Below are 18,158 nucleotides of genomic sequence, written 5' to 3'. Positions count from 1 at the left end.
CGCGCGCGGAACACGCGCGCCGCGACACCGCGAGCAGCATGCCGGATTGGCGCAGGCGAGCATGTCAGCGGTCTCCGTCGAGCAGCAATTGTTCGAGTGCGTTCGCGAAGCGCATCAGCGACGCAAGGGAGCCTGCAACGCTCTGATAGCGTTCGCGGCCGATCTGCCCGTCGAGCGTGACGAGCATTCCCGCTTCGCGCGCGAGCGCGAGCAGCGCGTCGGCCCGGTCGGCGGACGCCGCCGGTCGCGCGGCGTTCCCCGATGCGGCGGCGGGTGCGGCTTCGTCGCGGTCATAAGCGAGGTGGCCCGATTCGGTGTAGACGGCTTGGTATGACATGGCGGCCTCCTGATTGCGGTGGAGCGATTCTTCTTGCGTGCGTCGCGCGATGCGTGCCTGCAATGACAGTATCGGGCGGCGCGCGGTGCGCTCCTAGCAGCCCACACCGATCTTGTCGTAGGAAATGCGACGGGCCTATCGGTGTTTTCCTACAACCGATATGCGTGCTTTCGTCGACGTAGGAAAGCGCCCTAGGGAAGAACCCGCGAGACCGGACGCGGATGCGGAAACGCCTTCCGTGAGAACCCTGAATCCGGGCCGTGCGGGCTCACGCGGGACGATGCGGGCCGTCGATCGCCGCCCAGATCTCGTCGGCGGTTTCGCAGAATCGGAACAGCTCGGCGTCACGCGGATCGATCATCCCTTCGTCGACGAGAAACGCGAAATCGACCGCCGCGCGCCAGAACGCGCGGCCCACCAGCACGACAGGCAAGGGCGCGATCTTGCGGGTCTGCAACAGCGTCAGCACTTCGAACAGTTCGTCGCAGGTGCCGTAGCCGCCGGGAAAGAACACGGCGGCTTTCGCGCGTTCGAGCAGGTGCAGCTTGCGGATCGCGAAATAGTGGAAGCGAAAGCACAGCTCCGGCGTGACGTAAGGGTTGGGAAATTGCTCGTGCGGCAGCGTGATGTTGAGCCCGATGCTGAGTGCGCCCGTTTCGTGTGCGCCGCGATTGGCGGCTTCCATGATGCCCGGGCCGCCGCCCGTGATGATCGTGAGGCGGCGCGGATGCGGCGAGCGCGCGGTTTCGCCGACGAGCCGGCCGAGGTCGCGCGCGACGCCGTAGTATTGGCTGCGCTCGAGCAGACGCACCGCGACCCGGACCGCATGCAGCCGTTCGGGATCGCTCGGATGCGCGGCGAGCCGGTGCTGCGCGTCGGCGAGCCGGGCGCGCGCGTCGGCGGGCGCGACGATCCGCGTGCTGCCGTAGACGACGACCGTATCGCTGATCCCGAAGCGCTGCAGCGTTTCCTCGGTCTTCCAATAATCGAGTTGCAGCCGCACGCCGCACATCTCGGGACGCTGGAGGAACGCGAGATCTTCGTCTGCCTGCCGATACGTCGGGCTCGATACGAGCTGCTCGACGGTGGCCGACAGCGGCGGGCGGCTCTTCGGCGCGGCGCGTGCGCGGCGCAGCGGCGTGTGCCGTCCGTCGGCGCGTGCGGCACAAGCCGAGCGCCGCTTCACGCGTGGAGTCGTCGGTTTTTTCATCGCGCTGTCCGGATGCGGAAAGTCGGGTCGACACCACGTTAAGCCGGTTCGGTGCGCGCCGATTGATCGCGGTCAACGCGGCTCGACAAAGCCGGTGCGACGATGCGCGGCGCCGCCGCGAAGTCGACGTGAGCCCGGCGCGCGCCGGGACCGCCGGTGAGTTGCGCATCCGATATCGGCCTCACGCTTGACGCATGTCAAGCGGCATCGGTCGAAGAGCCGGAAGATGCTAATCAGGCGCCCCGAGGATGGACGCAATACTTATCGCTCCGGCACGTCATTTCGCTTTGCCGTATGAGCGCCAGGGGAGAAAGGATCATGGGAATTGGAATGCAGATCGCCTATTTCGGCTTTGCCGGATCAGCACAACTCGAAGCCGAGGCGAGCATCCAATTGATCCGCCTGGAGCGATACAGCGCGCGCCTCGCCGGCTGCCACCTCGCGATCGAGGCGCTCGGCGCCGGCGCCTCGGACCCGACGTACGACGTCCGCCTCGATCTGATCACGCGCGACTACGAACTGAAGCCGATTCCGCACATGATGGGCGCCGATCCGCTCGCGGCGATCCGGAATGCATTCGATGCCGCCGAGCGGGAACTCGCGGTGACGTTCGCCTGATGGTCGAGCGAACCGAGCGAACCGACGGGTGAACTGGCCGACGAAGCTGCAAATGATCGAACCGGTGAACGATCGGAGCTGCGATTCCGCGGGCAGACGAGTCGGCGAATCGGAGAACAATCGATTCCACAAATTCGATGAACGCGTCAGACCCGGCCGCCCCGGGGTGCGCGTCGACCGGCGCCGCCCGCGCCCGCCGCGCCATCCGCTCAGGATTCCTCGCGCCCCGTGAACAGTTCGTGCTCGGCGGGCGCGACAGTTTCGTCGACGCACTGCACGTGCCATTCGCCGACGATGGGCGCGTGATGCGCGTGCCGATACCAGCGGGCCGCGCCCGTCTCGCCTTCGAACGGGCGTTGCTTCGCGCCGAGATCGAGGCCTTCGAGCACGCACAGCGAATGCGTGTCGTCGGCGCTCGTCACGCGGGTCGTGCCGCTCTGGCAGACGATGTTGCCCCACTCGGGCAGTTCGACGCCCGCGTGGCCTTCGCGCGACCATTTGTGCTCCGCCGTGTCGATCCACAGGATCGCGTAGGAGGCCGGATCAGTGGACGCGAACGTATCGAGATGAATGGTGATGCGCACGACTGACTCCTTGCAAAATGCGCGGCGACGCCGCGCTACTGGCTCATGACCCGTTGAATCAAAGTATGCGCGTGTTCGCTCGAAAGCGGGCCGCCGCGTTCCGGGGCGGTCGGCACCGGCGTGCCGCCCCAGCGTGCGCGCCCGCCGCGACGCAGTTCCTGATCGAGCATCTCGCCGGCATTCGGCATGTCGCGATAGCGTTCCGCGATTTGACGGAGCGACGGCGCGAGGAACCGCACGTTCGGCGCATGGCAGAACATGCAATGCTGCGGGTCGATGAGTTCGGTCGGCTCGCGCACCTGTGCGCGGGCGTCGTCGGCCGTGACCATGCTGACTGCGCTCAGCATGCACGCGAGCGCGGGATTCGGCAGACTGTTCAGCATGGCGCAACCTTCGATCGGACGCTCGTTTCGAGTCTAAGCGGCGAGCGCGGGCGACCGTTGACGCAGGTCAACGGGGTCGGCGCATAGGCGCCGCAGGTCGTCGCTACCGGCGCGCCGGAGGGGGCATGAATCGTGCGATGCCGTGGCAGCGGGGCGGCCATGCGCGGCGGCGCGGCGGCGAACCGACGACGCTTGATGCAAGTCAATCAGAGCCTGCGACGCCGGGTTTCAATCGATGACGATGCGCCTACGCTGGAATCGACGGGTTCGACGACAGACAGGAACACGCATGCACCAGGACACGCTTTACGATTCGCTGCTCGCCGCCGCGCAGCGCCGCTCGATCACGGAGGGAGAGTTGATGCACATGCTCGATGATGAAATCACGCGCCTTGCGGACGGCGCGCGCATCCACGACTATCTGCGCGTGATCGCGATCCGCCGCGTGCGCGATCGCATCGCGTCGCCCGCGCACGCGGCGGACGACATGCATACGCGGCGCCCGGGAGGGCGTTGACGATGCGCGCGATGGTGTTCGACGGCGGCGCGCCGCGGCTGCGCGAAGCGGAGCTGCCGGACCCGGTTCCGACGGCGGGGCAGTTGCTGATCGACGTGCACGCGTGCGGCGTGTGCCGGACCGATCTGCATGTCGTCGACGGCGACCTGCGCGATCCGAAGCGGCCGGTGATCCCGGGGCACGAGATCGTCGGCGCGGTCGCCGCGCTGGGTGCGGGCGCGGCGGGCTTCGCGATCGGCGATCGCGTCGGCGTGCCGTGGCTCGGCCGCACGTGCGGGCACTGCGCATATTGCACGAGCGGCCGCGAGAACCTGTGCGACGCACCCGGCTTCACCGGCTACACGATCGACGGCGGCTATGCGGAGCGCACGGTCGCCGATGCGCGCTACTGCGTGCACCTGCCGCGCCGCTACGACGACGTCCACGCGGCGCCGCTGCTGTGCGCGGGCCTCATCGGCTATCGGACGCTGAGGATGGCGGGCCCCGCGCGTCGCATCGGCCTGTACGGCTTCGGCGCGGCCGCGCATCTCGTCGCGCAGATCGCGCGTTTCCAGGGGCGCACCGTCTACGCATTCACGCGGCCGGGCGATAGCGCTGCGCAGCAGCTCGCGCGCCGGCTCGGCGCGGCATGGGCGGGCGGCAGCGACGAAACCGCGCCGGAGCCGCTCGACGCCGCGCTGATTTTCGCATCGGTCGGCGCGCTCGTGCCGGCCGCGCTCGCGGCGGTCGTGAAAGGCGGCGTCGTCGTTTGCGGCGGAATCCACATGTCGGACATCCCGTCGTTTTCGTACGACCTGTTGTGGGGCGAGCGGCGGATCGTGTCGGTCGCGAATCTGACGCGCGACGACGCGGCGGAGTTCATGCGGATTGCGAACGACGTGCGGCTCGACGTCGAGGCGACGCCGTATCCGCTCGCGCAGGCGAACCACGCGCTCGACGATCTGCGCGCGGGGCGCCTGACGGGCGCGGCGGTGCTGACGATGCGCTGATGCGGCATCGACGCGCGGCGCGCGGGGTCGCGTGCACGCGCGCCGCCCGCCGCTTGCACGCCGCCTCTTCGGCGATGCGTGCAGCCCGCTGCACGACCTGCGCGATTTAATACGATACGCGCCACGTACTGCGCCCGCGATGCGTCACACGCGCGCGAGCCCCTGCGGATCGGTGATGCGGATCTGCTTGCCGCGCGGCGAGATCAGCTTGTCGCGCTGGAACTTCGACAGCATCCGGCTGACGGTCTCGAGCTTCATGCCGAGATAGCAGCCGATTTCCTCGCGCGTCATCCGCAGATTGAACTCCGACGCCGAATAGCCGCGTTTCTGGAAACGCTCGGAGATGTTGAGCAGGAACGCGGCGACGCGCTGCTCGGCCGTCATCGTCCCGAGCAGCATCATCAGGCTCGATTCGCGGACGATCTCGCCGCTCATCAGCTGATGGACGTGGTGCTGCATCGGCTTCACTTCGCGGCAGACGGCTTCGAGCTGCGCGAACGGAATGATGCAGACGGTGCTGTCCTCGAGCGCGATCGCGTCGCTGTTGTGACAGCCGCCGCACACGCCGTCGAGGCCGAGCGTCTCGCCGACGATCTGGAAGCCCGTCACCTGCTCGCGGCCGTCGCGATGCATGACGACCGTCTTGAACGAACCGGTACGTACTGCATAGATGCTCTGGAACGTGTCGTGCGTGCGAAACAATGCTTCGCCGCGTTTGACGTGGCGCGTCGTGCACACCATCGCGTCGAGACGGGCGAACTCGCTCGGCGTGAGACCGGCCGGCATGCACACGTCGCGTATCGCACAGGTCGAGCAGCGGCTCGCTGTCTGCTTCGGCGCGTCGTTGGCCTCGACGGGATGCAACGGGAACATGGATCGTTGCGGCACGACGGAAGGCGCAGCTTCATTGACTGAGGCGGTCAGCATAATCGGCTCCTTTCATGCGGCGACGCTCGACTGGCACGATCGAGCATCGCTTCGACGTGGCGCGGCACGAAGTGCCGCATTGCGCGACGGCGTCGACGAAGCGATCGACATACGTCGCGCGGCATGCCGGACGATGTGTGCAAACCGCTGAGACTGACGTCCGGGAGCTCGGCTCGCATGTCATCGTGCGCAATCCGCCGTTTCGTTGCGATGACTGAATCGACTGAGGCAAGCCTGCCCGCTATGAGCATAGTCGACGAAACGCGGGTCGGAGCGATCATCGACGGACTGCCCCTATGGTTGCCAGTATGGAACGCAAACTGCTGCATCGAAATCGGCGAACGTTGAAGATCAGGTAAGCATCAGCGTAGCGCTGTAGGGCGTTTCCTACAGCAGCAGCATAGGCGCGTGCCGTGCATCCGTTTGACTCAGGTCAACGGATCGAGTGAGTGCGCGCTTACAGTAAAACGCGGTAGCTTTGCGGAGTTTCACGCAGCGTCGCGGCAACCGGTTTCGGCACGTTGCCGCATACAAGTCGGCGCGCGTTCTTCATGGCGCGCTGCAAGCAGCATTTTTCTCAACCCCTGCCCGGATCATGACCGCGCGACGCCGCCTGTCGGCCGCGCGGCGCGGCGTCGATGCCGCACCGGGCACCTCATCAGGAGGCCGTGATGGAAGCAAAACGCGTGGCGTTTGTGACGGGCGGTATGGGCGGATTGGGCGCGGCGGTCAGCAGGCGGCTGCATGACGCCGGCATGGCCGTGGCGGTATCGCACTCGGAGCGCAACGATCATGTGTCGACGTGGCTCATGCACGAGCGCGACGCCGGGCGCGACTTCAAGGCATACGGTGTCGACGTCGCCGACTACGAGTCGTGCGAGCGTTGCGCGGAGAAGGTGCTCGCCGATTTCGGCAAGGTCGACGTGCTGATCAACAACGCGGGGATCACGCGCGACGCGACGTTCCTGAAGATGACGAAGGGCGACTGGGACACCGTGATGCGCACCGATCTCGATGCGATGTTCAATGTGACGAAACAGTTCATCGCCGGCATGGTCGAGCGGCGCTTCGGACGCGTCGTCAACATCGGTTCGGTGAACGGCTCGCGCGGCGCGTTCGGTCAGGCGAACTACGCATCGGCGAAGGCGGGCATCCACGGCTTCACGAAGACGCTCGCGCTCGAGACGGCGAAGCGCGGGATCACGGTCAACACCGTGTCGCCCGGCTATCTCGCGACCGCGATGGTCGAAGCAATGCCCCAGGACGTGCTCGAAGCGAAGATTCTTCCGCAGATTCCGGTGGGCCGGCTCGGCAAGCCCGACGAGGTGGCCGCGCTCATCGCGTTCCTGTGCTCGGACGACGCGGCGTTCGTCACCGGCGCCGATCTCGCGATCAACGGCGGGATGCACATGTATTGATCGAAGCCGCGCCGCCGTTCGCGCGGCGGCGCGCGCTCCGGTGCCGCGCGGTGGCGGGCCGTATCGTGCGTGCCGATGTCGGGCACGTTTGTCATGCGGCGCGTTGCGTGGCCCGATGCAACGTTTCTGTCCGTCGTTTCTCGGATGCGCGGTTTCGCATGTGCCCGGCATTCGACAAAGCCCGTTCGCGGTCGCTCGATTCCCGTGATCGTTCAGTGTCCCGAAACATCGAGGCCGTTCGCGGACGCGGCGGATCGCGGGCGATGCATTCGTCAGCGTATTCGACGCGCCGATCTGGACGATTCGGCGCGCATCGCTTCACTTTCCAGTCGATTCGTCCGACGCGTTCGGCATGCCGAAGCGCCGGGCAGACATGCATGCCCGGCGTCCCGTTCCTCTCGTTTACTTCGCACGCGCGGGCGAGTCTTCCAGTTCGACCGATTCGAGATAGGACGGCACTTCGCAGTGCCAATGCAGCGACTCCTCGATCCGGCGACGCAGCGCGTCGGCCGCCGCGGGCTCGCCGTGCGTGACGAACGTGCGCGCGGGCGCGCTCGACTGCGCGCCGAGCCACGCGAGGATCTCGCTGTAGTCCGCGTGCGCGGACAGCGACGAGATCATCTCGACCTGCGCGGGCACGCGCACGTATTCGCCATGGATCTTCACCATCGGCTCGTGCGCGGCGAGCGCCGCGCCGCGCGTGCCCGCCGCCTGGTAGCCGACGAGCAGGATCGTGTTGCGGCTGTCGGGCGCGTAGCGCTCGAGATGGTGCAGCACGCGGCCGCCCGTCGCCATCCCGCTGCCCGCGATGATCACCATCGGCCCGTTGTGATCGGCGATCGCCTTCGATTGCTCGACGGTGCGCACCATCGTCGCCGCATGGCCGATCGCGTCCGCGTCGGACATCGTGAGCCGATGATCGCTCAGGCGCCGCCGGTAGATCTCGGTGACGCTCGTCGCCATCGGACTGTCGAGGTAGACGGGCACATGCGGCATCCGGCCCGTCTTTTTCAACTGGGCGATGTAGTGGAGGACCTCCTGCGCGCGCCCGACCGTGAAGCACGGCATCACGACTACGCCGCCGCGCGCAAACGTCTTCGAGAACACGTCGGCGAGCTGGGTCTCGGGATCGCTCGCGTCGTGCAGCCGGTCGCCGTACGTCGATTCGACGACGAGATAATCCGCGTGAACGGGCGACACGGGCGCGCGCATGATCGGATCGTGCGGACGGCCGAGGTCGCCTGAGAACGCGATCAGCGTGTGCCGCCAGCAGACGACCACGCTCGCCGCGCCGAGAATGTGCCCGGCAGGCAGGAAACGGAAGTGCAGGTTGCCCGCGAGCGGCGTCGGCGCGTCGAATTCGCGCGGCGCGAGACGCTGCAGCGCGCGCCGCGCGTCGTCGGCGGTGTAGAGCGGCAACGCCGGATGGTGCTTCGAATAGCCGTGGCGGTTGGCGAAGTCGGCTTCTTCCTCGAGGAGCCGCGCGCTGTCCATCAGCATGATCTCGGCGAGCTCCGCCGTGCCGCGCGTGCAATAGACCGCCCCGCTGAAGCCTTCGCGCACGAGCACGGGCAGATAGCCGCTGTGATCGAGATGCGCGTGCGTGAGCACGACGGCGTCGATCGAGTCGGCGGGCACGGGCAGCGGGCTCCAGTTGCGCTGCCGCAGCTTTTTCGTGCCCTGGAACAGCCCGCAGTCGATCAGGACGCGTGTCCCGGCGTCCTCGAGCAGATACTTCGAGCCCGTGACGGTTTCCGTCGCGCCGAGGAACGTCAGTTTCATAAGCCCCCCTGAGAAGCGTGTGATGTGGGATGCGTCCATTGCACTACACGCGACGCGCGCGTCGCTGACGTGGATCAATTTGCGCGGCGACGCATCCGGACGCCCGGCAAAAAGGCATCGGCCGATGAATGCGCGAGCGCGTCGTGCGTGCGTCGCCGCGGATCGTGCGCGTCGGCGCGGACGTGAGGATGCGCGAGAACGTGTTGCAGCGCCGCGAACACGACATCGACGCGTGCGAGCGTGCGCCTTCGCGCGATGCGCGGCGCATCGCGCGCCTGAGGTTTGGGGATTGGGGCAATGCGGGTTGTGCGGTGCGAAAAACGCGCGTCGGCGACCGCCACGGCAGAGCCGGACATTTTGCGGATGCCATCCGTGCGCGCTGTTCGGCATGCGGGCTACCGTTTGAAGGAAGCGCTCGGGCATCGCCGCGGGCCGCGCAACCCGGCATGCGGACGAGGCGGGCGCGTGCGAGGCGGAGGATTCTGCAACGGCGAATGTGTTTTTTGCGTGAAGTCGTCCTTGCGCAGACTTAGAACCTCTCCTATCATGACATCCATCAATGTAACGTTGATTGATGGTTTGATGTGAGATTGCGACCGCGCCCTAATTCCCAAATCGAACCATCGAGGGCGTTGCATCGAGTCGCACCGACGTCCCGTTGCGGGACATGGAGACAAACACTGTGAATGCTATTGTCCGTCGCGATATCCGCTTCGCCCTGCCGCCCGATCGCATCTGCGACTGGCATACCGAAGGCGTAGGCGTGACGCATCTGTTCAACGCGCTGTCGCTGCTGTTCCCTGCCGGCGAGCGCTTCTTCATGGATTCGGTCCGCAACTACCGCGACCAGATCGAGGAACCCAACCTGAAGCGCGACATCGCTGGCTTCATCGGCCAGGAAGCGATGCACACGCGCGAGCACGTCGAGTTCAACGACCTGCTGCAGGCGGCCGGCATGCCGGCGCACAAGCTCGACAAGCGCTTGTGGACGGTGCTCGGCTGGTTCAAGAAGGTGCTGCCGAATTCGGCGCAGCTCGCGATCACGATGGCGCTCGAGCACTACACCGCGATGTTCACGGGCCTCGTGCTCGCGCAACGCATCACGACCAGCGACGTCGACGGCTACCGCCAGATGTGGATGTGGCACTCGATGGAGGAAACCGAGCACAAGGCGGTCGCGTATGACGTGTGGCGCACCGTGATGAAGCCGAACGTGAAGAACTACCTGGTTCGCACGGGCGCGATGGGGCTCGTCACGGTCGTGTTCTGGGCGACGCTGTTCGACTTCAACACGCGCCTGTTGATCGCGCATCGCCGCCGCATCGGCAAGGGCCTCGGCATCGGCAAGCTGGTCAAGTATTTGTGGAGCCCGAAGAACGGCATCTTCGCGTTGATCGCGCGCGAATGGATCGACTACTTCCGGCCGGGCTTCCATCCGTGGGATCACGACAACAGCGTGCATCTGGCGCGCCTCGACGATCTGATCGCCGAGATCGACGCAAGCAATGCGCGCCAGGCGGCGAAGGCCGCGCCGCGCCGGGTGCCGCTGCATCCGGTGCCGCAGGCGGTGTAATGCAGGACTAGCAGGCAAATCAGGGAGAAGAGAAGGGCCGCTACGAGCGGCCCTTCCGTTTTTGGGGTGCCGCAAGCGCGTCCGATCGCGGCGCGTCCGTGCGTTGTGCGTCGCAGCGAATGGGCGGCATTCGCGAAATCATCATACTTTTCGATGCGGCGGTGCATCGGGCGAGCGGCCGCTCGCGATGCGCGACCGCGGGCCCCGAGCCGCCGCGTTCAGCGCGCAACCCCTTGATCGACAAAGCGTTTTGCTCACGGCGATCTTGCGCGTCGCAGCACGTCATGTTGCAGGCGACGTCTGACGAATCGGGTAGAATCCGCGCTGCGCAAAAAATGCGTGCGGCGCGGCGCGCCCGGTCGGCACCGGGCGGCGCGCCGCAGATCGTCCCGGGGACGCGCCGAATCCGGCGTCCTGCCCGGCGCGGCGTCGAACCGTCGCCCGCCGCTCCTTGCCAGCCCGTTATGCCATCACACCCGAATCCCGACAGCTCAACCGCACAATCGAATCCCCCTCAGCTGCGCCGCAGCCTGAAAGCCCGTCACCTGACGATGATCGCGATCGGCGGCTCGATCGGCACGGGCCTGTTCGTCGCGTCCGGCGCGTCCATCTCGCAGGCGGGCCCCGGCGGCGCGATGCTCGCGTATCTGCTGATCGGCGTGATGGTCTACTGCCTGATGATGAGCCTGGGCGAGATGGCCGCGTTCATGCCGGTGTCCGGCTCGTTCGCGACCTACGGCGCGAAATACGTCGAAGAGGGCTTCGGCTTCGCGCTCGGCTGGAACTACTGGTACAACTGGGCGGTGACGATCGCCGTCGAGCTCGTCGCCGCGCAGCTCGTCATGCATTACTGGTTCCCCGACGTGCCGGGCGTCTGGTGGAGCGCGGCGTTCCTCGGCGTGATGTTCCTTCTCAACGTGCTGACCGTGCGCGGCTTCGGCGAGGCCGAATACTGGTTCGCGCTGATCAAGGTCGTCACCGTGCTCGCGTTCGTCGGCGTCGGCTTGCTGATGATCTTCGGCATCCTGAAGGGCGGCCCGAGCAACGGCTGGAGCAATTTCACGATCGGCGACGCGCCGTTCGCGGGCGGCCTGCCGGCGATGATGGGCGTCGCGATGATCGCCGGCTTCTCGTTCCAGGGCACCGAACTGATCGGCGTCGCCGCCGGCGAATCGGAAAACCCGCGCACGACGATCCCGCGCGCGGTGCGCCAGGTGTTCTGGCGGATCCTGCTGTTCTACGTGCTCGCGATCTTCGTGATCGGCGTGCTGGTTCCGTACACCGATCCGAACCTGCTGAAGAGCGACGTGACCGACGTCGGCGTGAGCCCGTTTACGCTCGTGTTCCGCCATGCGGGCCTCGCGTTCGCCGCGGGCGTGATGAACGCCGTGATCCTGACCGCGGTGCTGTCGGCCGGCAACTCGGGGATGTATGCGTCGACGCGGATGCTCTACAACCTCGCGACCGAAGGCCGCGCGCCGAAACTGTTCGCGAAGCTGTCGGCGGGCGGCGTGCCGCGCAACGCGCTGTACGCGACGACCGCGGTCGGCGCGCTGTGCTTCCTGTCGTCGCTGTACGGCGACAAGACGGTCTATCTGTGGCTGCTGAACACGTCGGGGATGACGGGCTTCATCGCATGGCTCGGCATTGCGGTCAGCCACTATCGATTCCGCAAGGGCTTCATCCGCCAGGGCTTCTCGGTCGACCAACTGCCGTATCAATCGAACCTGTATCCGTACGGCCCGATCTTCGCGTTCGCGCTGTGCATCGTGATCGCGCTCGGCCAGGACTACCAGGCGTTCCTCGCGAACAAGATCGATTGGGTCGGCGTGCTCGCGACCTACGTCGGCATCCCGCTCTTCCTCGTCGTGTGGCTGGGCTACCGGTTCTTCCACAAGACCCGCCTCGTCCGCTACGAACAGATGGACATCGCGTCGTGGGTCGCCGAGCACGAACGTGCGGCGGCGCGCGATGCGCGCGAAGCGGCGGCCGTGCGCGTGCCGTCGAGTCCCGAAGCGGCTTCGTAACGCGCGGCTTCGCGCAGCGCGCATGCGTTCTCCGTTGCGATTTTGAAAAGCGGCCGCGCCCAACTTCGGGCGCGGCCGCTTTTTTGGGTCTGAGTCGCGGGATGCCGTCGTTTTTTTCGAATTATCGTGTTGTTCGACGACCGCCGACGCGCCGTTCGACGGCAGGCGGCAGTCGCGCCGCTTCGCGCGGGACACAGGCGCTTACGGCGCCGCACACACGTCGGTGCGGTTTGCCGCGTTGCCGAAATTCGTTTGCACGAAGAACGGCGCGAACGACGTCCCGCACGTGTCGAACCTCGCGTACAGCGAATGCCAATCGGTCTGCGTTGCGCCGGTTTTTCCCATGTCGTGATGCATCGAAACTGAAGACCGTGCGCGTTGCGCATTCGTCCTTCGTTCGTGCCTGGTTCGGATGCCGATGTATCGCGAGCGATGCATCGAATGTGATGCGGACGCCGCGTATGCGACATGCGGTGGCTCACACGCGCGAACTCGGCGATTGCTGCGTCACGCGCGCCGGCTTGCGCGAGCGTCGCGCCATCGCGCGAGCGGACGCGTCGCGAACCAATGCGTCGCGAGCACGAACGCGACGCCGATCAGGCCGCCGAGCAGCACGTTGACGACACGTTCGGCGGCGACGGCGGCCGATTGCTGCGCGAGCCACGACGTGCACGCGATGCACGCGCAGCGCGCGCCGAAGCCGGTCGCGTAATGGCGGAACGCGACGAGCGTGAGGACCGATGCAAGCGCGGCGAGCGTGTAGACGAACGCGCTGTGCGGCAGCACGTAGCCGACTGCGAGGCCGAGCGGCACGCCGACGAGCGCGCCGAGCCCGCGATCGCGCAGCTTCAGGTGGGCGGTGGCCGGGTCGCCGGTCACGACGCTCGCGGCGGACCAGATCGCCCATTGCCCATTGTCGATGTGCTGCCATTCGACGAGCAGCGCGGCGACGGCAACCGCGAGCGCGACTGCCGCGATCGCCTGCGTCGCGTCGCCGCGCGCGGCGGGGCGGCCGAGATCGCGTGCGCCGCGCCAGCGCGCGAGCGTGTGCAGGCGCTCCTTCGCGGGCATGCCGCGCAACGTGGCGAAGCACGACAGCGCGACGGGAGGCAGCATCGCCACGCACAGGTACGGGACGAGCTGCGGCGCCGACCGATGCGTGGCAGCGGCCTCGCACGTCAGATACAGCGAAGGAATGAAGACGAAGTTGCCGAACGAGCGCAGCCGCGCGCCGAAGCACGACAGCGCGACGGCGGCCGCCGCGAGCGCCGCGCAGCCGACGACGAACGCGGGCCGCCAGCGCAGCGCGAACGACAGCGACAGGAAGCCGGCGACGATCGCCGCGCCTTGCGCGAGCGCGCCGAGCGGCGCGATGCCGACGCGCTCGACCGCGATCGCGAGCGAGACCGTCGCGATCGATGCGAGCAGCCAGCGCGCGTCGCCTGTTGCGCCGTACAGCGCGATCGTCGGCGCGGAGACGGCGAGCGCGCGGCGCAGCGCCGACAGGTCGAATGCGCCGCCGATCCGGGCGGCGAGCGTGCCGCGGATCACGCGAGCCTCGTGCGATGCGCGCTCAGAGCGCGGCGAGATCGTCGAGCGTGACGATCCGCGCGACGCCGCGCAGCATCTCGATCGAGTGCTGATGCTCTTCCTCCGTTGCGGACGCGCACGCGTCCTCGAGTACGAGTACGTCGTAGTCGCGATCGTGCGCGTCGCGCGCTGCGGCCTGCACGGCCCACGTCGTGCTGACACCGGTTACGATCACGCGCTCGACCCGGTTCGCGCGCAACGCGGCTTCGAGACGCGTTGCATAGAACGCGCTCACGCGCGGCTTGACGACGACGAGCTGCACGGCGTCGGCGTCGAGGTCCGGATGGAAGGCGGTGCCGGAGCCGTTCAGGTCGAGCGCGCCGAATTCCTTCGCTCGACTGAACGTCGGCGAATGCGTGGGCAGATCCGCATAGCCTGCCTCGAAGCCGACCTTGACGGCGATTCGCAGCCAGTCCTTCTGCTTCGCGATCGCGAGCGCCTGATTGAAGCGGCCGACGACGTCGCGCTGTGCGGCATGCGCGGCGCAGCGGGCGATCTTGCCGGTGGGATGCATGATGTCGACGATGTAGTCGAGTCCGATCAAGGCGGTTTTCATCGAGAGCTCCTGGGTGAGGGGACGGGCGACGCGGCGCCTGCCGCGTCCTCGTATCGCGCGAGGCGTTCGAGCAGCGGGCCGGCGGCGGCGAGCAGCGCGCGTTCGTCGGCGGTGAGGCACGCGTGCATCGCGCGCACGAGCCATTCCTCGCGCTTCGCGCGGTTGCCGTACAGCATCCGCTTGCCGGTCGCCGTCAGCGATACGCGGCTCTTGCGACCGTCGTCGGGATCGGCGTGGCGCTGAATCAGGCCGCCGCCTTCGAGCTCGCGCAGCAGCGCGGCGAGATTCGACGAGCGCATCCGCTCGGCCGACGCGAGCTCGGACGGCGTGACGTCGCCGCCGAGGCGATCGATCGCGCCGAGGACGACCAGTTGCGAGAACTGCACGGGATCGGCCTGCGCTTCCCGACGCAGGCGCCGGGTGAGCGCGGTCACTTGGCCGCGCAGGCGGGAAGCCAGTTGGAGGTGTTGGGCGGTAATCATGGACGCTACTTTAATATAGCTATATTTGTATAGCAATATGCGCGAGGTAACGGAAAGCGAGGCGACGGCGGAAGTGGGTGCCCATGCAATGCGATCAGCGCACGAGCGCTTCACCCGTTCGGATTGGCGAGCGTGCGCCGGCGGACATGTCGTGCGATATCGAGGCGATCCTCTACGAATCGCCTATTTGGACGCCTTATCGTTAACCGGTTTCTTTCATCGAAGACGATGCTTGCGGCCGAAAACGTCGCGGACCGGACACGACGCACGACGCATGCCGGTGCCGGTGCCGCGAATCGCGGCGCGGCGTTTGAATCGTTTGAATGCGGCGTGTGCGCACCGTCCAGGCGGCGCGCGGCGCGTGAACCATCGTTCGGACAATCGAGGAGCAGGCCATGCTGGCGGGAATGATGTTGATCGGATCGGTCGTGACGCTCGGCGTGTGGGCCGGTCGCAACCCGGTAGCCGTGCTGAACGCGGCGGCTCGCCGTGCGACGTTCGTCGGCCGCTTCGACATCGTCTACGGCGCGGGGCCGCGCCGCTCGCTCGACGTTTACGTGCCCGCCGGCCGCGGCGCGCCGGCGCCGGGCGGCGGCAAGCCGCCGCTCGTCGTGTTCTTCTATGGCGGCAGCTGGCAGAGCGGCCGGCGCGGCGACTACCGGTTCGTCGGCGAAGCGCTCGCGTCGCGCGGCTTCGTCGTGGCGATTCCCGATTACCGGCTCTATCCGGACGCGGTGTTTCCGGATTTCGTCGAAGACGCGGCCGCGGCGGTGCGCTGGGCGCGCGATCACGCGGCCGAGCTCGGCGCGGATCCGCAGCGTCTGTTCGTCGCCGGCCACTCGGCGGGCGCGCAGATCGCGACGCTGCTCGCGACCGACGGCCGCTTTCTCGATGCGCAGGGCCTCGACAAGCGCGATCTCGCGGGTGTCGTCGGGCTCGCCGGTCCGTACGATTTCCTGCCATTGCAGGACGCGACGCTGATGCGGGTCTTTCCCGAGCCCGTGCGCGAAGCCAGTCAGCCGATCCGCTTCGTCGACGGCCGCGAGCCGCCGATGCTGCTCATATCGGGCCTGCGCGACGCGACGGTGAAGCCGGGCAACACCGCGCGGTTTGCCGCGCGCGTCGCCGCCGTGGGCGGCACGGTGCAGGTCAAGCTCTATCCGCGCGTCGGGCATGCGCTGCTCGTCGGCGCGTTCGGCTTGCCAATCCGGCGTTTCGCGCCGGTGCTCGACGACGTCGCTGCGTTCGTGCGCACCGCGCCGCGCGTGCGGACCTGAAGCGGATCTGAAGCGCATCTGAAACGCGCGGCGCTTACCCTTGATCGCCGCCGCCGACAGGCAGCACCGAGCCGGTCATGTAAGACGCCTCGTCCGACGCAAGAAACAGGATCGCGGCGACCTGCTCGTCGATCGTCCCATAGCGATGCATCAGGCTCGATGAAAGCGTCTGGTCGACGATCTCGCGATACCAGCGCGCATCGTCATCGCTCTGCAGCTCGACGTTGCGCGGCACCTTGCGCGGCGGCGCGTCGGTGCCGCCCGCGGCGACCGCGTTCACGCGGATGCCGTGCGCCGCGTGCTCGAACGCGAGACTCGCGGTCAACGCGTTGACGCCGCCCTTCGCGGCCGCGTACGGCACGCGATGAATGCTGCGCGTCGCGATCGACGACACGTTGACGATCGCGCCGCCGCCGTGCTCGATCATCCCGGGCAGCACCGCGCGACAGCACCACAGCGTCGGGAACAGCGAGCGGCGGATCTCCGCTTCGATCTGCGCGACTTCGTAGCGGTCGAACGGCTTCGTCCAGATCGTGCCGCCGACGTTGTTGACGAGCACGTCGATCCTGCCGAATGCGTCGATCGCCGCGCGCGCCATCGTTTCCGCGCCCGCGTACGTTTCGAGGTCGGCGACGACGGCGAGGGTGCGGCGGCCCTGCGACGCGATCTCGGCCGCGACGTCGTGGACGAAATCCGCGCGGTCGACGAGCACCGTCGTCGCGCCCTCTCGCGCCGCGCGCAATGCGACGCCGCGGCCGATGCCCTGCGCGGCGCCCGTGACGATCATGACTTGGTGGTCGAAGCGGCCGGGTGCGTGACGAGTATTCATGACGCGCTGCTCGACGAGAATTTTTCGAAGTACAGATTGGCCGGCGTGACGCCGCGCTCGCGCAGCCACGTCTGCACCGCGTCGACCATCGGCACCGGGCCGCACAGATAGATGTCGACGTCGCCGTCGTTCAGCCATTCGGGCTCGACGTGCGCGGTCACATAGCCCTTGCGCGGATGCGCGCTCGCATCGTCGGCGACGCAGGTCCGGTATTCGAAGCCGCCGAGGCGGCGTTCGACGTCGCCGAGGCGGTCGAGCGCGACGAGATCGTCGTCGCGCGTGACGCCGTAGACGAGCCGCACGGGCGGCGCGTCGCCGCGCGCCGAGCAGACGTCGAGCATCGACAGGAACGGCGCGATGCCGGTGCCGCCCGCGAGGAAGAGCGCGGGCCGCGCGGTGTCGCGCAGATAAAAGCTGCCGTGCGGGCCCGAGAATGCGATGCGCTGGCCGGGCGCGGCTTCGTCGACGAGATAGCGGCTCATCCGGCCGCCCGGCACGTTGCGCACGAGAAACGACACGCGCGCGTCGCCCGGCCGCGAGCTGAACGAATACGAGCGCGTCGCGCCGACGCCGGGAATCTCGACGTTCACGTACTGGCCCGCGAGAAACGCGAGCTTCGCGGGCTCGTCGACGTCGATCGTGAAATGGAGCGTCGATGCCGACAGCCGCTCGACTGCCGAAAGCGTGCCTTCGTGGCGCGCGGCGCCCGTCTTGCACGCGGCCGACGACGCCGGCACGTCGATCACGCAGTCCGCGCGCGGGCGCGTCTGGCATGCGAGCACATAGCGCTGCGCGGCTTCGTCGGCGGTGAGCGCGTCCTCGATGTAGCTCGACTCGGGCAGATCGTAATCGCCCGACTCGCAACGGCAGCGGCAGGTGCCGCATGCGCCGTCGCGGCAATCGAGCGGGATGTTGATCTGCTGGCGATATGCGGCGTCGGCGAGCGTTTCGCCTTCGCGGCACGTGATGAAGCGGGTGACGCCGTCTTCGAACTGGAGTGCGATGCGGTGTTCCATGATGCGTTCCTCGGGGGCGGCGCGTCGTGCGGCGCGCGGCCGG

20 protein-coding genes are annotated in these 18,158 nt (G+C 67.6%); 7 read left to right on the top strand and 13 right to left on the bottom strand.

Annotated features, from left to right (window positions below; translation table 11 throughout):
* Nucleotides 1-64: 64 nt before the first annotated feature.
* Together WS62_RS01435 and WS62_RS01430 are read right to left on the bottom strand one after the other, a co-directional pair.
* A complete protein-coding gene (locus WS62_RS01435) occupies nt 65-337 on the bottom strand; it encodes a hypothetical protein (RefSeq protein ID WP_066566736.1) in 273 nt (90 codons plus the stop codon).
* A gap of 268 nt (nt 338-605) precedes the next feature.
* The gene (locus tag WS62_RS01430; protein ID WP_066566734.1) at nt 606-1,547 is read right to left on the bottom strand and encodes a TIGR00730 family Rossman fold protein; all 942 of its coding nucleotides are present in this window, start codon (nt 1,545-1,547) and stop codon (nt 606-608) included.
* A gap of 330 nt (nt 1,548-1,877) precedes the next feature.
* Between WS62_RS01430 and WS62_RS01425 the strand changes: the two genes are divergently transcribed.
* Nucleotides 1,878-2,165 carry a hypothetical protein gene (locus WS62_RS01425; protein WP_066566731.1) on the top strand — a complete coding sequence of 96 codons (288 nt, stop codon included), beginning with the start codon at nt 1,878-1,880 and terminating at the stop codon, nt 2,163-2,165.
* Between the two features lie 209 nt (nt 2,166-2,374).
* On the opposite strand, the gene WS62_RS01415 is transcribed toward WS62_RS01425, so the two are convergent.
* On the bottom strand, nt 2,375-2,749 hold the full coding sequence (locus tag WS62_RS01415) for a DUF3564 domain-containing protein (protein ID WP_066566728.1): 375 nt from the start codon (nt 2,747-2,749) through the stop codon (nt 2,375-2,377).
* A gap of 35 nt (nt 2,750-2,784) precedes the next feature.
* Entirely contained in the window at nt 2,785-3,132 is a 348-nt protein-coding gene (locus WS62_RS01410; RefSeq protein ID WP_066566726.1) for a c-type cytochrome, read from the bottom strand.
* A 289-nt stretch (nt 3,133-3,421) separates the two neighbouring features.
* Here WS62_RS01410 and WS62_RS01405 point away from each other — a divergent pair, with 289 nt between their 5' ends.
* Entirely contained in the window at nt 3,422-3,649 is a 228-nt protein-coding gene (locus tag WS62_RS01405) for a DUF3562 domain-containing protein (RefSeq protein ID WP_066566723.1), read from the top strand.
* Between the two features lie 2 nt (nt 3,650-3,651).
* On the top strand, nt 3,652-4,638 hold the full coding sequence (locus WS62_RS01400; protein WP_066566721.1) for a zinc-dependent alcohol dehydrogenase family protein: 987 nt from the start codon (nt 3,652-3,654) through the stop codon (nt 4,636-4,638).
* Nucleotides 4,639-4,782: 144 nt separating this feature from the next.
* Here the strand turns inward: WS62_RS01400 and WS62_RS01395 are convergent, their stop codons facing one another.
* Entirely contained in the window at nt 4,783-5,565 is a 783-nt protein-coding gene (locus tag WS62_RS01395) for a helix-turn-helix domain-containing protein (RefSeq protein WP_066566718.1), read from the bottom strand.
* A 671-nt stretch (nt 5,566-6,236) separates the two neighbouring features.
* On the opposite strand from WS62_RS01395, the gene WS62_RS01385 reads away from it, so the two are divergent.
* The gene (locus tag WS62_RS01385) at nt 6,237-6,983 is read left to right on the top strand and encodes a beta-ketoacyl-ACP reductase (protein WP_066566712.1); all 747 of its coding nucleotides are present in this window, start codon (nt 6,237-6,239) and stop codon (nt 6,981-6,983) included.
* Between the two features lie 402 nt (nt 6,984-7,385).
* Here the strand turns inward: WS62_RS01385 and WS62_RS01380 are convergent, their stop codons facing one another.
* Nucleotides 7,386-8,765 (bottom strand): MBL fold metallo-hydrolase RNA specificity domain-containing protein, encoded by a 1,380-nt coding sequence (locus WS62_RS01380; RefSeq protein ID WP_066566710.1) that lies wholly within the window; start codon nt 8,763-8,765, stop codon nt 7,386-7,388.
* A 74-nt stretch (nt 8,766-8,839) separates the two neighbouring features.
* A complete protein-coding gene (locus tag WS62_RS01375; protein ID WP_156440826.1) occupies nt 8,840-9,106 on the bottom strand; it encodes a hypothetical protein in 267 nt (88 codons plus the stop codon).
* A 326-nt stretch (nt 9,107-9,432) separates the two neighbouring features.
* Here WS62_RS01375 and WS62_RS01370 point away from each other — a divergent pair, with 326 nt between their 5' ends.
* Together WS62_RS01370 and WS62_RS01365 are read left to right on the top strand one after the other, a co-directional pair.
* Nucleotides 9,433-10,338: a metal-dependent hydrolase gene (locus WS62_RS01370; RefSeq protein WP_066566702.1), complete on the top strand. Its 906-nt coding sequence runs from the start codon at nt 9,433-9,435 to the stop codon at nt 10,336-10,338.
* Nucleotides 10,339-10,802: 464 nt separating this feature from the next.
* Nucleotides 10,803-12,365, top strand: a complete 1,563-nt coding sequence (locus WS62_RS01365; protein ID WP_066566701.1) for an amino acid permease — start codon at nt 10,803-10,805, stop codon at nt 12,363-12,365.
* Nucleotides 12,366-12,566: 201 nt separating this feature from the next.
* Here WS62_RS01365 and WS62_RS35775 read toward each other — a convergent pair whose 3' ends face one another.
* The 4 genes from WS62_RS35775 to WS62_RS01350 form a co-directional block, all read right to left on the bottom strand.
* Nucleotides 12,567-12,710 carry a hypothetical protein gene (locus WS62_RS35775; protein WP_156440825.1) on the bottom strand — a complete coding sequence of 48 codons (144 nt, stop codon included), beginning with the start codon at nt 12,708-12,710 and terminating at the stop codon, nt 12,567-12,569.
* 162 nt (nt 12,711-12,872) lie between these two features.
* On the bottom strand, nt 12,873-13,916 hold the full coding sequence (locus tag WS62_RS01360) for an FUSC family protein (RefSeq protein WP_066566700.1): 1,044 nt from the start codon (nt 13,914-13,916) through the stop codon (nt 12,873-12,875).
* A 22-nt stretch (nt 13,917-13,938) separates the two neighbouring features.
* Nucleotides 13,939-14,511: an isochorismatase family cysteine hydrolase gene (locus WS62_RS01355; protein ID WP_066566699.1), complete on the bottom strand. Its 573-nt coding sequence runs from the start codon at nt 14,509-14,511 to the stop codon at nt 13,939-13,941.
* Nucleotides 14,508-14,993, bottom strand: a complete 486-nt coding sequence (locus WS62_RS01350; protein WP_066566697.1) for a MarR family winged helix-turn-helix transcriptional regulator — start codon at nt 14,991-14,993, stop codon at nt 14,508-14,510. The genes WS62_RS01355 and WS62_RS01350 overlap by 4 nt, the downstream gene beginning before the upstream one ends.
* A 395-nt stretch (nt 14,994-15,388) precedes the next feature.
* On the opposite strand from WS62_RS01350, the gene WS62_RS01345 reads away from it, so the two are divergent.
* Nucleotides 15,389-16,270: an alpha/beta hydrolase gene (locus tag WS62_RS01345; protein WP_066566694.1), complete on the top strand. Its 882-nt coding sequence runs from the start codon at nt 15,389-15,391 to the stop codon at nt 16,268-16,270.
* 34 nt (nt 16,271-16,304) lie between these two features.
* On the opposite strand, the gene WS62_RS01340 is transcribed toward WS62_RS01345, so the two are convergent.
* Nucleotides 16,305-17,099 (bottom strand): 1,6-dihydroxycyclohexa-2,4-diene-1-carboxylate dehydrogenase, encoded by a 795-nt coding sequence (locus WS62_RS01340; RefSeq protein WP_066566691.1) that lies wholly within the window; start codon nt 17,097-17,099, stop codon nt 16,305-16,307.
* Nucleotides 17,096-18,115: a benzoate 1,2-dioxygenase electron transfer component BenC gene (gene benC / locus WS62_RS01335; RefSeq protein ID WP_066566688.1), complete on the bottom strand. Its 1,020-nt coding sequence runs from the start codon at nt 18,113-18,115 to the stop codon at nt 17,096-17,098. Before benC ends, WS62_RS01340 begins: the two co-directional genes overlap by 4 nt.
* Nucleotides 18,116-18,158: the final 43 nt, after the last annotated feature.

This window comes from Burkholderia sp. ABCPW 14, from assembly GCF_001523835.1.
GTDB classification, from domain to species: Bacteria; Pseudomonadota; Gammaproteobacteria; order Burkholderiales; family Burkholderiaceae; genus Burkholderia; species Burkholderia mayonis.
The sequence above is the reverse complement of the archived record's forward strand: the minus strand, read 5'-3'. Positions and strand labels throughout refer to the sequence as shown.

Bases quoted from the DNA above. Each gene is read 5' to 3' on its own strand.
- WS62_RS01435 (WP_066566736.1), bottom strand. From the start codon at position 337: ATGTCATACCAAGCCGTCTACACCGAATCGGGCCACCTCGCTTATGAC.
- WS62_RS01430 (WP_066566734.1), bottom strand. From the start codon at position 1,547: ATGAAAAAACCGACGACTCCACGCGTGAAGCGGCGCTCGGCTTGTGCC.
- WS62_RS01425 (WP_066566731.1), top strand. From the start codon at position 1,878: ATGCAGATCGCCTATTTCGGCTTTGCCGGATCAGCACAACTCGAAGCC.
- WS62_RS01410 (WP_066566726.1), bottom strand. From the start codon at position 3,132: ATGCTGAACAGTCTGCCGAATCCCGCGCTCGCGTGCATGCTGAGCGCA.
- WS62_RS01405 (WP_066566723.1), top strand. From the start codon at position 3,422: ATGCACCAGGACACGCTTTACGATTCGCTGCTCGCCGCCGCGCAGCGC.
- WS62_RS01400 (WP_066566721.1), top strand. From the start codon at position 3,652: ATGCGCGCGATGGTGTTCGACGGCGGCGCGCCGCGGCTGCGCGAAGCG.
- WS62_RS01395 (WP_066566718.1), bottom strand. From the start codon at position 5,565: ATGCTGACCGCCTCAGTCAATGAAGCTGCGCCTTCCGTCGTGCCGCAA.
- WS62_RS01385 (WP_066566712.1), top strand. From the start codon at position 6,237: ATGGAAGCAAAACGCGTGGCGTTTGTGACGGGCGGTATGGGCGGATTG.
- WS62_RS01380 (WP_066566710.1), bottom strand. From the start codon at position 8,765: ATGAAACTGACGTTCCTCGGCGCGACGGAAACCGTCACGGGCTCGAAG.
- WS62_RS01370 (WP_066566702.1), top strand. From the start codon at position 9,433: ATGGAGACAAACACTGTGAATGCTATTGTCCGTCGCGATATCCGCTTC.
- WS62_RS01365 (WP_066566701.1), top strand. From the start codon at position 10,803: ATGCCATCACACCCGAATCCCGACAGCTCAACCGCACAATCGAATCCC.
- WS62_RS35775 (WP_156440825.1), bottom strand. From the start codon at position 12,710: ATGGGAAAAACCGGCGCAACGCAGACCGATTGGCATTCGCTGTACGCG.
- WS62_RS01355 (WP_066566699.1), bottom strand. From the start codon at position 14,511: ATGAAAACCGCCTTGATCGGACTCGACTACATCGTCGACATCATGCAT.
- WS62_RS01350 (WP_066566697.1), bottom strand. From the start codon at position 14,993: ATGATTACCGCCCAACACCTCCAACTGGCTTCCCGCCTGCGCGGCCAA.
- WS62_RS01345 (WP_066566694.1), top strand. From the start codon at position 15,389: ATGCTGGCGGGAATGATGTTGATCGGATCGGTCGTGACGCTCGGCGTG.
- WS62_RS01340 (WP_066566691.1), bottom strand. From the start codon at position 17,099: ATGAATACTCGTCACGCACCCGGCCGCTTCGACCACCAAGTCATGATC.
- benC (WP_066566688.1), bottom strand. From the start codon at position 18,115: ATGGAACACCGCATCGCACTCCAGTTCGAAGACGGCGTCACCCGCTTC.